The 15,209-nt window shown below is 50.3% G+C and carries 10 protein-coding genes; 2 read left to right on the forward strand and 8 right to left on the reverse strand.

Annotated elements, in window-relative coordinates; all coding sequences use genetic code 11:
- Positions 1-429: 429 nt before the first annotated feature.
- Positions 430-852: a hypothetical protein gene (locus tag KOO63_16885; protein ID MBU8923493.1), complete on the reverse strand. Its 423-nt coding sequence runs from the start codon at positions 850-852 to the stop codon at positions 430-432.
- A 26-nt stretch (positions 853-878) separates the two neighbouring features.
- Between KOO63_16885 and KOO63_16890 the strand changes: the two genes are divergently transcribed.
- Positions 879-1,637: a UDP-2,3-diacylglucosamine diphosphatase gene (locus KOO63_16890; protein MBU8923494.1), complete on the forward strand. Its 759-nt coding sequence runs from the start codon at positions 879-881 to the stop codon at positions 1,635-1,637.
- Here KOO63_16890 and KOO63_16895 read toward each other — a convergent pair.
- The 7 genes from KOO63_16895 to KOO63_16925 all read right to left on the reverse strand — a co-directional run bounded on the left by KOO63_16895 (position 1,601) and on the right by KOO63_16925 (position 14,095).
- Positions 1,601-2,521, reverse strand: a complete 921-nt coding sequence (locus KOO63_16895) for a PorV/PorQ family protein (GenBank protein MBU8923495.1) — start codon at positions 2,519-2,521, stop codon at positions 1,601-1,603. The two genes, KOO63_16890 and KOO63_16895, sit on opposite strands and share 37 nt — an antisense overlap.
- 82 nt (positions 2,522-2,603) lie before the next feature.
- Positions 2,604-5,843 (reverse strand): immune inhibitor A, encoded by a 3,240-nt coding sequence (locus tag KOO63_16900; protein MBU8923496.1) that lies wholly within the window; start codon positions 5,841-5,843, stop codon positions 2,604-2,606.
- A 193-nt stretch (positions 5,844-6,036) separates the two neighbouring features.
- Positions 6,037-7,050 carry a hypothetical protein gene (locus KOO63_16905; protein MBU8923497.1) on the reverse strand — a complete coding sequence of 338 codons (1,014 nt, stop codon included), beginning with the start codon at positions 7,048-7,050 and terminating at the stop codon, positions 6,037-6,039.
- Positions 7,051-8,066: 1,016 nt separating this feature from the next.
- Positions 8,067-11,117: a sigma 54-interacting transcriptional regulator gene (locus KOO63_16910; protein ID MBU8923498.1), complete on the reverse strand. Its 3,051-nt coding sequence runs from the start codon at positions 11,115-11,117 to the stop codon at positions 8,067-8,069.
- A gap of 56 nt (positions 11,118-11,173) precedes the next feature.
- Positions 11,174-11,488 (reverse strand): hypothetical protein, encoded by a 315-nt coding sequence (locus tag KOO63_16915; protein ID MBU8923499.1) that lies wholly within the window; start codon positions 11,486-11,488, stop codon positions 11,174-11,176.
- A 202-nt stretch (positions 11,489-11,690) separates the two neighbouring features.
- On the reverse strand, positions 11,691-13,070 hold the full coding sequence (locus KOO63_16920; GenBank protein ID MBU8923500.1) for a sigma-54 dependent transcriptional regulator: 1,380 nt from the start codon (positions 13,068-13,070) through the stop codon (positions 11,691-11,693).
- Positions 13,067-14,095: a hypothetical protein gene (locus KOO63_16925; GenBank protein MBU8923501.1), complete on the reverse strand. Its 1,029-nt coding sequence runs from the start codon at positions 14,093-14,095 to the stop codon at positions 13,067-13,069. Before KOO63_16925 ends, KOO63_16920 begins: the two co-directional genes overlap by 4 nt.
- 19 nt (positions 14,096-14,114) lie before the next feature.
- On the opposite strand from KOO63_16925, the gene rlmN reads away from it, so the two are divergent.
- Positions 14,115-15,185 carry a 23S rRNA (adenine(2503)-C(2))-methyltransferase RlmN gene (gene rlmN / locus KOO63_16930; GenBank protein MBU8923502.1) on the forward strand — a complete coding sequence of 357 codons (1,071 nt, stop codon included), beginning with the start codon at positions 14,115-14,117 and terminating at the stop codon, positions 15,183-15,185.
- Positions 15,186-15,209 lie beyond the last annotated feature (24 nt).

Genomic DNA, 15,209 nt, shown 5'->3' on the forward strand with positions numbered 1-15,209 from the left:
CTGTTACCTTCACTGCCAACCCTCTCTGCTTTTTTTTGTCGGCTATCGGAGTGACTTCCTCCTACTTCTTATACACATCAACCGACAATAGTGTTAATTTTTCTTACCAGGTGGGGTTTAACAGAAGGTACAGTTGGCGAACAGCATCCTTCTAACGTCCAAAACACTCCTGACACCTACTCACTGCGCAAAGTTTACACCAAAAAATAAACTATGTCAAGGGGGTATTATCTATGATTTACCCCTTTAAACGACCTAAATCCTGATATAATCGCTCATTTCGACGAATTAAATCTTATTTCGGCTATTTTCGCCGTATTCCTCAATTGTTCAGGCGGCCCTGATTATTTCTCCAGGCCAGCGGGGAAAATTATTCCGGCATTGTGGAAACTATTCCCCGACACGCAGCAACGAGAGCGATCAGGAAAATTATTCCTCTTTCCCGGCTGGCTCATCGCCGGAACCGTCTTCAGGCTCCTTCTCCCCTTTTATCGACGTTATCTCATCCTCCTTGACCTTTAATTGCTCTTCGAGATCACGAATCTCATCGACGAGCTTCAGGACTTCACTGTCGTCGGTCGTCCTGTTGTCGCAATGTCCCTGAACTGTTATCAGGTCATAAAGTCTCCCACCGAGTTCCGAGAGATGTTTCTCGATCGCCCGATTCACTCCCGCCATCTCGATCTTTTTCTTTCCTATCCTGGCGAGTTCATCCGTCTTGTCATATGCAGTCCCATACCAATCGATCAGGTTACCCTTTACTTTGTCCCACAAGGATTCCATTTCTGCCCCTTCCTGTCCGAGGTTGATTTCCCTTGAATTTTCATCCGCTCTCTGACATATATCGTTCATTCTCACGGTATACTCTGGAGGTGTACTTGAACGATACAATAATCTTTATATCGGATACTCATTTTAAATTCAATAGTAATGACCTGCGCGAAAAGGTCAAAAGAAGTCTTTTTCTCGATTTTCTGAAAGCGAACCACGGCATCTCCCGTCTTTACCTTGTGGGCGATACTTTCGACTTCTGGTTCGAGTATGAAAGTGTCATCCCGACATATTTTTTTGATATTCTGAACGGCCTTGCCAGATTACGTGAAAGCGGCACGAAGATAATGATAACCGGTGGAAATCATGATTACTGGCTGGGAAGTTTCATTTCAGACAAACTGGGGCTGACCATCCTTCCCGACGAAGTCACTCATGATATCCAGGGCAGGAAGGTAACGATAAACCATGGTGATACCCTGATGCCGGGAGATTACAGCTACAAATTGCTCAGGACGATTATCAGAAGCCGCCCGGCTATCTGGCTGGCGAGACTACTTCACCCCGCTATCCTCTTCAGGTTCGCCAGCTGGTTCTCCCGAACAAGCAAGGAGTTCACTTCTGCCGGCACAAAGCGCAATGCCGAACACCTTTTTTCGATAGCGGAATCGACTTTCTTTGACAGGGGAAATGACACTTTCGTTATGGGACACGTCCATCTCCCCGGAATAAGGCAATACGGGGAAAAGACGTTCGCCATCCTCGGAGACTGGGAGCGTCACTATTCCTATCTCCGGCTTACAGGAGGACAATTCTCTCTGGAAAACCTTCAGAGTGAGGGAAAAAGATTGATCGAGACCCTGTGAATGTCACCCAGACCGTCCTGGATCGCTCCATACGCATAGTCAAACCTGAGATTTTTGTAATATACACCGCATCCCATAGTAGCACCCTGCACATAATATCCGCTCTTATAACCAAATCGGACCGCAAGTCGTTTCAGGTATGTATACTCTACTCCCAGATGCATCCTCGATTCCCCATCGTTCGGGAATACAGCGTCGGCGGCCAGAAGCAGACGGCCTTTTAAACTTTCATTCTCTTTCTGCCATGCGCCCCCAAACTTCATCATGAAGGGAGGATAGAACTTCTCTTCCACGAATTTCGTCTGGGGTCCCAGATTCAGCATCACGGCAGCCAGGGTCAGCCCTTCGATCCTGCTTTTGTGGGACAGCCCGATATCAAGTGCGTATCCGGTGGCAGATTCAAAATCGATCTTCTCGTATATCAGCTTAGCCGATGCTCCCACAGAAAGATTTGGCAGGATGTCTCTGGCATACCCGGCAGACAGGGCAAGATCGTACGGCGCAAACGTGCCGTCAGGGGTAAGAGACGGAAATTCGCCATACCGGTCCATCTCACCGTAATAGACACCCGTGAAACTAAGACCGACCGCTCCACCGAGCATCTCGTTGACCATCGACACCTGTTCGAAACGGATATCCATCAACCATTCCGAATGTGTGACGTTGAGCTGGACTCCCTCCACTGCCGCCATACCTGCGGGGTTCCAGTATATACTGGTCGCCTCATCGCTGACGGCTGTAAAAGCCTCGCCCATTCCGCTTGCTCTTGCGCCATTTCCAAGTCTGAGAAAAAGAAATCCGCTCGTCCCGGGGTCACCCGCGGAAGCGTTCGGCGCAATAGTTGCAGATATTAATAAAGTTATGAGAATGATTCGGCGAAACATCTTTCCTCCATTCTGATTCACCTGTTTCCTAATTGTAATCAATCAGGTGCAGCCAGTCAACCGCACAGTCAGGCAAATTGAACTATCTGACAATTCCCACCTTCATAGCACCACGCCAATCCCAGCCTTCTCCGGTGACGAAGACCTGGATTATATATATTCCAGAAGCGAGATCCATCCCGGAAAACTTCATTTCGAAGGGCATCATCTCCGCCCCCCATGGGTGGACCCCGGTCATAACTGCCACTTCCTCGCCTTCCAGACCGAGAAGCCTGGCTTTCACTTCCGCGACACCCGAAATATTAAGTCTTAAAGTGAATCCCGATCTGACTGCGGGGTTCGGGTAGCAATACAGACTTTCGCTATCGACTCTCCCGGGAGACGAAACGGACACTTCAGGGGTGGACTGCCTCCCACTGCCACCATTGCGAAAATCCAGCCATTCCCCTGCATCCACCCCGGACTCTCCCAATTCCGTCCGGCTTATTCTGGATGAAGGTCTTTCGATGACGAGACCTGTCTGAAGGGTTCCAATAATCTCGTAAGACGAACCGTTACTGAAGAGATACAAGCTGCCCTGCCCGTCACGGACCATGGCATGGGCCTGTCCATCTCCCCTCTCTCCCCTTACGGGAGAATCTCCCGACACCTGGCCATTACTGCTGACTATGTGAATGTCTCCCGCAATCCCAAAGACAGCTTCCGGAAGACCATCTCCGTCTATATCAGCGGCCAGGGGTTGAGGAAGAGGGCCTCCCTCTTCCAGCCCGGAAAGTGCCGGATCTATTGTCTGGGGCCATGAGACCGCCGTGACTCCGAATCCTTTCAGCATCCATAGCCTTTCGCGGTCCCGGACTATCGTATCGAGTATCCCATCGTCATCGAGGTCAGAGAGAGCCGGTGGCGATGGCCTGATACCGATCTGTGCCGCGTGAATGATACCTCTTCCCGTTATCACGGGTGCGGCGAAAGGCTGCTCGTCCACAGGATCGAAATAGATCAGTCCCGTTCCCGGGATCCCTATCACCATCTCGTCGTTATCATCCCCGTCAATATCACCCGAGGCAGGGACAAGCATCATTATCGAATCAGCCATTACGCCTCCGGAAAGATCGTCATCATACAGAAGAGACTCGACGCGGCCTGCCTCTTCCGACAAAAGAATGGCCTCTGAGCCCGAAATATCAACAAAGACAAGCCTGACAAAGCCATCTACAGCAGCTGCGAAAAACAACCCGGGCGCATCGGGCTTCATCACCCCCACAGCAGGGTGCGACACAGGTCTGCCTTCGACAATACAACGAAAATATACTCCAGGACCTGCATATCGGGGATCACCTTGATCGACTTCCAGGCCTACTATGTAGAGGTAGATCGAATCACCATCGGAAACGAGAAAAGCTACTTCAGAACCCGGAGTCCCATCGATCTCGACCGACGCTCCCGCGGTAACAATATTTCCCATGACTTCGAGCGCACCGGGCGTCGAGTCCGTATCAATCGGATAGGGGGCCCCATCGCCCCTGAATACATGGATACATCCTTCTGATGTGATGAGTATCTCCTGAGAAAGGTCGCCCGTGCCAAGGTCACCATCTACATCGGTACTGACCGGGACGGTGGTCCAGCGGACTCCTTCGATCTCCACGATCTGCTCTACCGACAACTCCCAGTCCAAGCTGGTCGGGTCCGTAATTATATGTATCCTGCCTGTATCGGATTCGTTCGTTGCAATGAGAAGCCGGGGTTCGGAATCTCCTCCCGGATACACGGCAACCGGCGCCATCCCGTTCATATCTCCCGGAATGACTGCTGTGACTCTTTCTTCCACATCATCCACCGATATCGAAAGTCTCATTACAGGGCCTGTCTCTGAAATATTGAAGATATCGATACCTGACGGGATCCCGCTGTTCAGATCACTGGAGGGGAGCGTGTTCTCCCCAAACCTGTCGTTCACTCCCGCCCTGTAGGAATCGAGGTAGCTCCCGAACGCGTATGATCCGCCTCTCCTGTCCATGTCCTGGACACCATCCGCTTCCTCGAGATCCACCCCCTTCTGAAGGGCCCGGCTGTTTATGCCTTCTCCCACCGCAAGCCTGTCAGCTATTATCTTCTCATCTATATGCCAGATCTTTATACCACTACCCGTATCGGTATACTTTACTTCATCTATCATCTCATTCGGGTCTGTAGTCCCGGTCACATAAAAATCGAACTCGGCACCAGCCAGAGTATCCTCGTTTTCCGGAATACCGTTCATGTTGATATCGATGAAATCGAACCTTCCATCGAGATCATGATCGTGAAGCCTGTTGGCTATCAGAAAGTACTCTGAAGGACCTGCATCGATCCTTAGAAGCACAGTATCTCCCTGTGCCGCACCGTTGATGTTTTTCAGATTGACAGTCTTTGATTCAGGGATCCTCACCGGTTCGACCCAACCCATCAGATACCTCTGGAAAGCACAGGGAAACGAAGGCACGAATCCCAACGCGTTGTAAAGTCCATACCCCATCAGGCCGAAAGACCCTATTCCCTGAGAATCGGGGCCGCCGGACGGAGACGGGTCAAAAAGCCTCACCATACCCAGTCTCTTACCTATCTGATAAGCATAGATCCCAATGGCTCCAAATATATACCCGTCCTGCGAAGCTTCCTCAGGAAGCACCATTATGTTATCGATGTAGAATGTGTCGGTCGGAGTACCATCGTCTGTGGGTATACCTGGAGTGCCGAGTGTATCGGCAAGCAATTCAGCCATGTCACCGGGATCGATAAATCCCGACCACAACTGGCTCCCTGAATCTCCAAGAAAATCGGTCTCCCTCCCTGCGCCTGCGTGTATGACCGCGTAGCTGTCCCAGCCGGTAAAATCATAAGCATAGTCAAGAGAATCTACGATAGAGATCATCATCTCCGGAATAAGTGCATCCCAGGCTTCATTATCACCATAATATGCCGATTCAAACGGTAGTACTATTGTCTCGGAAGCAAGGTCACATATAAGCGTGAAGTTGCCAAGGGAAGCCCCGTCATAATACTCGACCAGATGCCTAAGCTCATTATCAAAATAGCTGTCGTCATGAAATGGAGAGAATTGGAGATCGGGAAAGGAGACTCTGATGAACAAGACCTTCAGGGTATCGACTATTGCAGGTACTCCGGCCACGAGAGAGGCAAGAGCTCTTTCCTGGTATAGACGGCTTTCTGTCCCGGGAAAAGAAATCGCAGTTCCTGAGGGCGAGGGCACCCTTCCGGCATGGACTTCAGAGCCAGACAGGATCAGAAGAAGCGCAAGTAAAGATACGAAAATATTCAAACAGTTTTTTCTCATACGTACTGGATGATAATTCAGAGGACGGCTGGGGAGCAAGCCTAATATAAGTCGGGGGAGAATGAAGCTCTCTTGCCGCCCCTGTTCGACAATTGCTTTCTTCACTCTCCCCTTTGGTCGACCTTCCGGGTAACGGAATCCTTTTATAAGTGCCAGCTTAAAGAAAGGTATTCTGTTGCTACAGGTTTTCCTCCACGTTCAGGTTACCCTCAGACGTTTGGGGGATTTGTCGACCTCTTCGAACTCTTTTAGTCTTTATAATTCCGTCCATCGGGACTCTCGTCCCGACTTTCGGCTTATCATCAATTGATCCATCTTCACCAGTCACTGTCCCGGGCATCAGGTCTCTGTTGTCGGCATCCGTCTGGTAGGCCCACAGAAACTGGGTCGACGCACTGGTGACATAGTTGATCCACAGCTTCACATAATGTGCTCCGTCGACCTCACCAATCCTCAGGAAATACATGTGACCTTCTATCACTTCGACTGTCCCGGAAGGCGACCAGCCCTCTGCCGGAGAATAATTGATCGCGTCGAATCCGTATGCCTCATAGTCCACGAAACCGTAGTCCTGGATCTGTACTCGGGGTAAATCAACAATGAACATATCGTACGAGTCTACCGAAAAGTAGATGTCTGTATCATCATCACTGTGGGGCTGCGCCAGGTTGCTCAGGGTCGAGAAATCATACCCGCTTGTTGCCGGCACCGTCCCATGATCATCTAATGTAAGCAATCCCTCGTATCTCGGAGTCGCAGACACAATATCGATCAGGTATCCATCAGTCAGGTCGGTGCTTTCATTTCCCCCGGCATCTACAGCTACCACACTGTAGAAAAACTGCTCACCATAATTAGGGACCTCATCGTCATAGCAGTATTCCCACGGATCATCCGAAGGATAGTCATCCTCTATATAACCTATGAACTCAAACGTCCCATCGACTTCATCGCATCTATATAGATCGTAATACCGGACATCCTCTTCGGGATTGGGTGTCCAGCATATCGAGACAAATCCAGCCAGGTTGATGGCATACACATCGCGAGGTGGCGATGGAGGGCAATCCGCTGGGACCTCCACCGGCACCTCGACGATCGTTTCCTTGTCACCGCAGGAGAGTATCACTAGTACGGCGAGTGATACTGCAACCAGAAGTCTTGAGAACTTATGTCTTTTTCTTGGCTCCATGCCCTCTCATAACGCAACTGCTGTGCCATAATTCAGAAGAAGCCCTCATACCACATCAGAAAGAACCCTCTGATACCGTATCGTATTTAATACCATACTGATATATTTCCATAGAGAACCTGTGGGAATTGCATGCAGACAGACTGACAGCACCTTTATTTATGATGACCTGTCACATTCAATCGACAAGCTGTCCTCGATACGGGACAACAATAAGAAGCTTGTGGATGAATTGGGCTGATGTCAGGAGCAGTCAGATATCCATGTCGTATTCACTGTGGAACCTGTGGAATGGATCTCTGATTTTATCATTGAAAATGGACTATATGGATATAAATACGCCAAGGGCACAAGACGCGAGCACCGGAGGGGATGTCCATACCCGCAATCCTAAGGATCTCGCCATTCCGAAGGTCTCTTATACCCCTGACTGTTGTAGTTTACTTTTCAGAAATCACATAGTCAAGGCTATAATGAAGTTAGTGAGAATAAAAAATTCCGGAAAGATGCCCTTGATTCCCTTCCCTAGAGACCCCACCTGTACCCTAGTTAAGCTTCCTAAGAGAGCTTACGGGACTGAAATCGAACATCTTTCCGGTTTGCCACTTCCCATTCGCCAACCGATACCGGTCATATGTCAGAGCAATCGACATTCCATTATCCAAAAATGGCGTAAATCCGACCTGCCTCTTATTTCATTATATTACAATATGTTACGGCTGCGTAGAATTCCACCATACCTTACAGCCCGTGACACATGATCCAGTTGTAGAAAGAATTTTTACACACCCCGTGGGCAAGCTGTAACTGTTTATTTATCTGGGTGTTAAATTGACAACTTCTTTAACCGGGATCACGGGGGCACCCGTAGTAGTGTGGCAATGACCAAAATTCCTGCATCAGAGGTGACAGGAAATCAGGAATAAATAAACTCTTTTTCTGAATCCCCTGCCCGTACCGGACTCCTGGCTGCCAGAAACAGCATCTGATATCCTCAACATTTAATGATAGGAAGATTATTCTACGGATAGATCAAACTCGCGGATCTTCTTGAGAAGAGTGGGGTAGCTGATCCCCAGTTCGGCAGCAGCGGCCTTGCGATTCCATTCATTCCTCTTGAGCACTTCAGAAACCACCTTGATCTCCACACTTCTGACGATATCACCAAGCTTCGCTGAATCATCTGACTTTTCATCCTCAGTAGCAGTAAGATCGAAGACCAGGTTAGAACGACTGATCACTCCCCCGTCATCCGTAAGGATTACTGCGCGCTTAACTATCTTCTCGAGTTCACGAACATTTCCAGGCCAGTCACAACTCTCCAGGAAAGTCACAGCTTCATCACTGAATCCCATGATCTTGTTATCCGTTTCGGAGCAGAACATCTTCAGGTAGTGCTCAGCAAGTAGACTGATATCCTCCACCCGGTCTCTGAGAGGAGGCACCGTCAGGGGAAAATCGTTTATCCTGTAGAAGAAATCCTCAAGCATCCTTCCCTCTTTACACCTCGAGAGAAGATCTGCCTTGGACGCGAAAATAAGCCTTATATCGACTTTTTTCATCTCGTTGCCACCGACAGGTCTTACCATCTTCGAATCGAGGAACTGGAGAAGTTTTCCCTGGATCGGAAGAGAGCTCTTGTCTATTTCATCCAGGAAGATCGTCCCACCGTCCGCTTCGGCCAGGAGGCCTTTCTTGTCGGAAACAGCGCCTGTGAAGGAGCCCTTGACATGCCCGAACAACTCGCTCTCGAGAAGATTTTCAGGCAGCGCAGCGCAATTCACATGGATAAATTTCTGTTTATTTCTGGGGCTGAGCCGGTGAATAGCCTTGGCAATAAGCCCCTTGCCTGTCCCAGTCTCTCCCATCAACAACACGGTCGTATCGGAAGTTGCCACTCTTTCGGCAAGACTCAGGACCTTTAGCATCCTGTCGCTTCTGGTGATAATCATTTCGAACTTGTCTGGCCCCTTGATTTCTTTCTTCATCTTCCTGTCCCCATCGAGGATACCCCTGACCAGGAATCCGATAAAACCCGAATAGGCCGATACGACATCAAATATCGACCCGATGTGCGGCACCTCTCCACCCTGGTCCTCCGACTGGAAGAAAATGAGCCCGAAAGGTTCCCCTCCCCTGCAAAGAGGATGAAAATAGACTGGAGAATCGCCTCCTGGAAGAATATCGCTGATCTCTCCGACTCTCCTGTCGCCGGAAACATCCGTGCACAGGAACTTCTCGGTAAGATCGACACCATCTCTCATCATGAACCAGGAAGAAAGACTACTTGTCATCTCTTCCGATATACCGCTTCTGGCAAGGACCAGTGGCTTGTTCCCCTGCTCAGCAAGAGCTACGAATCCATGCCCGGCCCCGAGTTTCCTCATCATATCACTCAGAATATAATCGAGATAAGACCTGAGGTGCGGATCGTTGACGAAATAGTTAGAAAGTTCCTTCGGAACGGTGAAGGATCCACCCTGATGGATACCATCGCCAGCCGTGTCCTCCTCTAACTTCTTGCGCATCCTCTTGAGGCGACGCAGCAGATTCCTGTCCTTGAGCTCTTCGGCGATCCTGCCAGCCTCGAATATATGGAGAAGACACTCGTCCCTGTTACCCAGGGATTCCTCAACTCTCGCGAGAAGGAAATGGCTTCTTGCAAGATCCTTGAACTCCTCCATCCTTTCAAAAAAGGAGAGAGTCTCGCTCACAAGCTTCTTTGCCATTACTATCGATTTTCTTCCGGAGCACTTCATCAGCTGTTCACCAAGGATGATTCCCGACTTATGTGCTTCATATGGATTATTCACGGAGAGGAATGTGCGGATACTCTGATTCACATATTTATCCGCTTCCTCATACTGTTTAAGAAGCGCGTAGCCCTGTCCCATTGTACGGACCACAAATCCGAGCTCGTGCAGTTCTCCAGCCTTTTCGCAGGCTCTCAGCGCATTCTTTCCTATCGATATGACTTCCTGGGGCTTCCTCTGGAGAAGATACACATACATCATCCTGCGCAGGACTTCTGCTACGATATCGTTCACCGGAGATATCTTCTTCGCTTCCGAAAGAGCCTCGGTATAATTCTCGAGCGCACCGCTGAGGTCACCTCTCTTTGCCATGAGGTCACCGATGAACTCGTCTACCAGAGCTATCTCTCTCTTGTAATTCCGTCGTTCGGCAAGGACCCTTGCCTCAAGGAGATGTTTTTCCGCGCCTAGGAGGTTTCCTGTATGGATCTCCTTGACACTGAGCATGATCGTCGCCTTTGCGTATTTCAGGTCGTCTCCGAGACGAGCTGCTATCTTGCGCGCGTTGCTGAAATAACTTTCAGCACTCGCGAAATCACGCTTCTTGAGGTGGACAATCCCAAGGTTGAGAGTCACCCTTGCTCTGTGTTGCGTCAACCCGACTTCCTCGCATATCTCGAGAGCCTTGTTGAGAAATTGCAGCGAGCGGCCCCAACGACAAGCGTTCTTGTGGAACAGTCCGAGGTTATTAAGAACGTACGATTCGCCGACCGGATCGTTTATCCTCCTGTAGGAGGAAAGAGCATCGAGAAAATACTGCTCGGCCTCATCGTTCCGACTGAGCCTCGCGTAACAGTTTGCGATGAGAAGCTGCGTATGAGCCACTTCCCTGTGTTCGTTACTTGTCCTGAGGATCCTGTACGCGGTGCTACCCTCCTTGAGGGCCTCTTTGATCCTGCTGCTGTCATAGTTGATTATTCCACGGCGGCATAGAATAATGCCTCTGCCGATAAGGTCTTCCTCTACGCAGTTAGACGAAGCGCTATCAAGGAAAGTCATAGCTTCGCGCAGAAGGCCTTTTTTGCGATAGCAGTCACTTATCTTCGTGTAGATACGGACCAGGTCCACCGGAATGGCTGCTGCGGCATGTATCTTCTGAAGAGCCTTGTCATAATACTCAAGCGCCACGGAGTAGTTCTCCGTGGACAAGTGCATATCCCCAAGCTCTTCCTCGGAACATGTCGGTTTATATTTGTGACCAGGACGGTTCTTTTCGTATTCGAAATTACCTTTTCCTTGCGGGTCGTCTGGCATCGGTTACTCCCAAGTGTGGCAGACTAGGTTTCGTGTAACGCCCGAAAGTACTTCTTTTAAAATATGATATTCTTGCCCACATATACCGGTGGAAGAATATCGAGTTCACCGTCACCATCTGGCTTTATCCTGCCATTGGCGTAATCGTCGGCATCTCCACGGACCATTTCGTCATCATTGTTCTCTTCTATCAGCAAAACTTCAGAAACACGCCCATCGATCGTTCTCATGAAATTGGCGAAGTAGCGCGAGAAGATCGCGGAAAGAGTATGGTTCTGCTGGTAGACTACGGGCGATGACGCCCTGACAGGTGAAGAAACCGCGATGGTCACGGTAACAAGTACGATAGCAAGAAGAGTCACTCTCTTCATCTCTACCATCTCCTCCTAATATGAAGCCAAAGCTCCAAAACCCATCAAACCCTGAACACCCACGCTATAAATGTAACATCCTGAGAAGGTCCTGTCAAACGATTAGATAAAAAACCATATGAAAAATCAGCGGTTAGCCGGTTTATCGGATTTTTTACAAAATACAATAGATTATTGATAGAAAATAAGGAAAATAACAGGGTCAATCTGCATTTTCATCATTTTCACTCTTCAGGCCTATTCCGTATTTCTCCAGCTTCTTGTACAGGTTGCTACGCTGCATGCCCAGTTCCCTTGCAGTCCTCGAGACGTTTCCCCCGTTTTCCCGAAGCTTTCTCTGCAGGAATTCCTTTTCAGTGAAATCTTTGAAATCCTGGTAACTGGATGCACTGAAAGGATCCTTCAGCATGTCCTCCCCGCGAGAAAGTTCGTTGACGGGCAGGTCGACTTCCTTTATCTCTGCACCGGGAACAAGGATGCAGAGCCTCTCTATCAAGTTCCGCAGCTCACGAACGTTACCGGGCCAGGCATAACTGGTCATGCGGGCAAGAGCCGGTTCTGTTATTTGTTTTACCGGGATTCCAAGGTCCGCACATATCCCTTCAAGAAAGAAAGAGGCCATACGTGTTATATCGCTTCTCCTTTCCCTGAGGGGCGGTATCTCTATCGGAACAACATTGAGCCTGTAAAAGAGATCCTCCCGGAAGCTGCCATTACCCGCCTCTTCGAGAAGGTTCTTGTTGGAAGCAGCTATCACTCTCACATCTACCTTTTTCGTCTCTGTACCCCCCACCCGCTCGAAGACCGACTCCTGCAGAACGCGCAGTACCTTCGCCTGCGCCGACAGGCTCATGTCCCCGACCTCGTCAAGAAAGAGGGTGCCACCGTCTGCCAGCTCGAATTTTCCGACACGCTGTGAGACCGCTCCGGTAAAAGATCCCTTTTCATGACCGAAGAGTTCACTTTCGATCAGTTCATCCGGGATAGCGGCGCAGTTGACCTCTATGAACGCTGAGTCTCTCCTCTCGCTCAGTTCGTAGAGCTTCCTTGCGGCGAGCTCCTTTCCCGTCCCGTTCTCACCTGTGATCAGGACCCTGGCGTTTGTCGGAGCAACCTTTTCGATGGTCTCCATAATATCCATCATCGCGCGGTGTTCACCGACGATCTCGGTATTGCCACTGATCTGCTTCCTGAGTCTGAGATTCTGGGTGGAAAGCTCTCCCTGCTTGATGCCGTTTCTCAAAGTGAGAAGCATCCGATCAAGATCTATCGGCTTTTCCAGAAAATCAAACGCTCCCAGTTTTGTCGCTTCTACCGCCGTCGAGATCGTCCCGTGCCCCGATATGATTATCACAGGAAGTTCGGGCCGGATCTCTTTCATCTTTCCCAATACTTCAAGCCCGTCCATACCCGGCATCTTGATATCCAGCAGAACTATATCTATCCGTTCATCAGAGACGACCCGAAGTGCCGATTCGCCGTCAGGAGCAGTAAATACTCCATACTTCTCGTAAGAAAGAAGCTTTTCCAGCGAAGTCCGGATACTTTCCTCGTCATCTACGATCAAAACCTGTTTACTCATCTGGTATCTATCCTTCCGTTTTCACGCGTGACGACCGCCCACCTGAGATCTCTGGCGACTACATGAAAGGTATCAGCCAGAATGAGATCCAGCACCCCCTTCATCAGGGCCAGGCCGGGCAACAGGAGATCTCTTCGCTCAGCTTCCAGGGGAAAGAAACGTTCCCTCCCCGATTCGAAGGCATAGCGGACCCTTCTCCGTACGAGGTCGAAACCTCGAGTGGTCATCACTGTCGATTCACACATGACTGACCTTGACCCAGCCATGAAGCGGGCAAGTATGCCAGTACTGACGGCGGTGCCCCCCGTAAAGATGATTTTAGGCCTTTCTCCTCCCGGGGGCAAGAAAGAAAGCTTCCCTCCGGCGAAGTCCTGAGATCCTTTGAAATGGTCAAGCTGTTCCCTGATGAAATCGGCAGTATTCCTGACCGGATCGCGGCAAGACCGGAATGAAAAACGCCGCAAGTTGCCTCGGGGCATCCTGGATCTGACCCCGTGCGTCCCCAATTGAATACCTGCGGATCCCTTTATCGTCCCATCGACTCCCCAGACGATCTCTGTACTGGTACCTCCCGCATCGATGACGATCGAGGAATGCCCTCCACCCGTGCCGGAGGAGACTCCAGCAAAAGAAAGAGCGGCTTCTTCATCCTGGGAAAGGATTTCGACGGGAAGTGATATTCCATGTTCAAGCATCGCTGTCGTCTGCTTGGCGTTTACAGCATTTCTCAAGGTGTTTGTAGCAACGATCACAGGACTGTCACACCCTGCTCCAGCCGAATCTTCAACGAGACGCCGCAGGGCCCGGAGAGCGTTTTCAGCTTCACCCGGAGTGATGATCCCATCTTCCTGAAGACACCGCCCCCATCCGATATAGATCCGTTCTTCCAACAGAGGAGTCAGTTCGGACGGCCCCCCCATACGGGACCGGTCCACTACAAGAAGCCTGAAATAACTGCTCCCCAGATCGATGCATGCGGCAATCGGATTTTTTATGTTGGAAACACCGGACTCTTTATTTATCATCTCTCTAAAGGAGAAGCCATTGGGAAAAAGAAACATCAGGGATCTGTCGATCGACAATATCACGGAAGCGGTCTCCGCCATGGGAGAAAAGCGCCACAAGACGACCCAGATCATAAAATGGCTCTATCAGAAGGGCGTGAACAGCTTCTCCGACATGACCAACCTCTCGTTGCCTCTGAGAAAGAGACTCGACGAGGCCTTCACGATCACACCCCTCAAGGTCGAGAAGAGTGTATCCTCAAAAAGAGACAAGAGCCAGAAGTATCTATTTTCCACGACTGACAGGTCTCGAATAGAGTCCGTTATCATGGAAGCCAGGGGCCACTACACCGTCTGCCTGTCCAGTCAGGTGGGATGTCCCCTCGCCTGTGCCTTCTGCAATACAGGTGCCGGGGGATTCGACAGGAATCTCACCAGTGGGGAGATTCTTGCCCAGGTCCTCTTCTTCAAGCAGAATCATATTCCCCCGCGAACCAGGTATAACCTGGTATTCATGGGCATGGGCGATCCAATGCTGAATCTTGAGAATGTATCCAGGGCACTCGAGATAATGAATTCTCTCGATGCTTTCGCCCTCGGCGAGAAAAGGATCACTGTGAGCACAGCGGGATTCCCGGACAGGATAAAGGCGATTGCCGCCACTCCCCTGAAATTCGGCCTCGCTATATCACTCAACGCCACGACAGAGGAAGTCCGGAGGGCATTGATGCCGGCAGCGGGACCACTTGAAGAGACAATGGCAGCCGGCGAGGCCTTCGCCACCAGGCGTCAGACAAGGACCACTCTCGAATACGTCCTTATAGCCGGAGTAAATGACAGCAGGGACGACGCCAGAAGGTTGTCGAAGATGACTTCAGGAAAACCGTTCAAGATCAACCTCATCCCCTTCAATGAGTGGCCTGGATGCGACCTGCGCAGACCCTCGGAGGAAAGGATAGAGCAATTCATCCGGATTCTTATGCCGAAAGCTCCAGCGGTGACTGTAAGAAGAAGTCAGGGCAGTGACATCTCAGCTGCATGCGGTCAGCTGAGAGCCGACAGGGGACGCGGCAGACACTCTAGACACTATAGATCCGGCTGGACCCCTTGATTTTCGTGGGTTAGTCTGGGACTA

The organism is Candidatus Latescibacterota bacterium (assembly GCA_019038625.1).
GTDB lineage: Bacteria > Krumholzibacteriota > Krumholzibacteriia > Krumholzibacteriales > Krumholzibacteriaceae > JAGLYV01.

What these genes read in the sequence shown, in the direction of transcription:
- KOO63_16920 (MBU8923500.1), bottom strand. Translation starts at nt 13,070, where the DNA reads ATGAGTAAACAGGTTTTGATCGTAGATGACGAGGAAAGTATCCGGACT.
- KOO63_16925 (MBU8923501.1), bottom strand. Translation starts at nt 14,095, where the DNA reads ATGATAAATAAAGAGTCCGGTGTTTCCAACATAAAAAATCCGATTGCC.
- KOO63_16905 (MBU8923497.1), bottom strand. Translation starts at nt 7,050, where the DNA reads ATGGAGCCAAGAAAAAGACATAAGTTCTCAAGACTTCTGGTTGCAGTA.
- KOO63_16915 (MBU8923499.1), bottom strand. Translation starts at nt 11,488, where the DNA reads ATGAAGAGAGTGACTCTTCTTGCTATCGTACTTGTTACCGTGACCATC.
- KOO63_16885 (MBU8923493.1), bottom strand. Translation starts at nt 852, where the DNA reads ATGAACGATATATGTCAGAGAGCGGATGAAAATTCAAGGGAAATCAAC.
- KOO63_16895 (MBU8923495.1), bottom strand. Translation starts at nt 2,521, where the DNA reads ATGTTTCGCCGAATCATTCTCATAACTTTATTAATATCTGCAACTATT.
- KOO63_16910 (MBU8923498.1), bottom strand. Translation starts at nt 11,117, where the DNA reads ATGCCAGACGACCCGCAAGGAAAAGGTAATTTCGAATACGAAAAGAAC.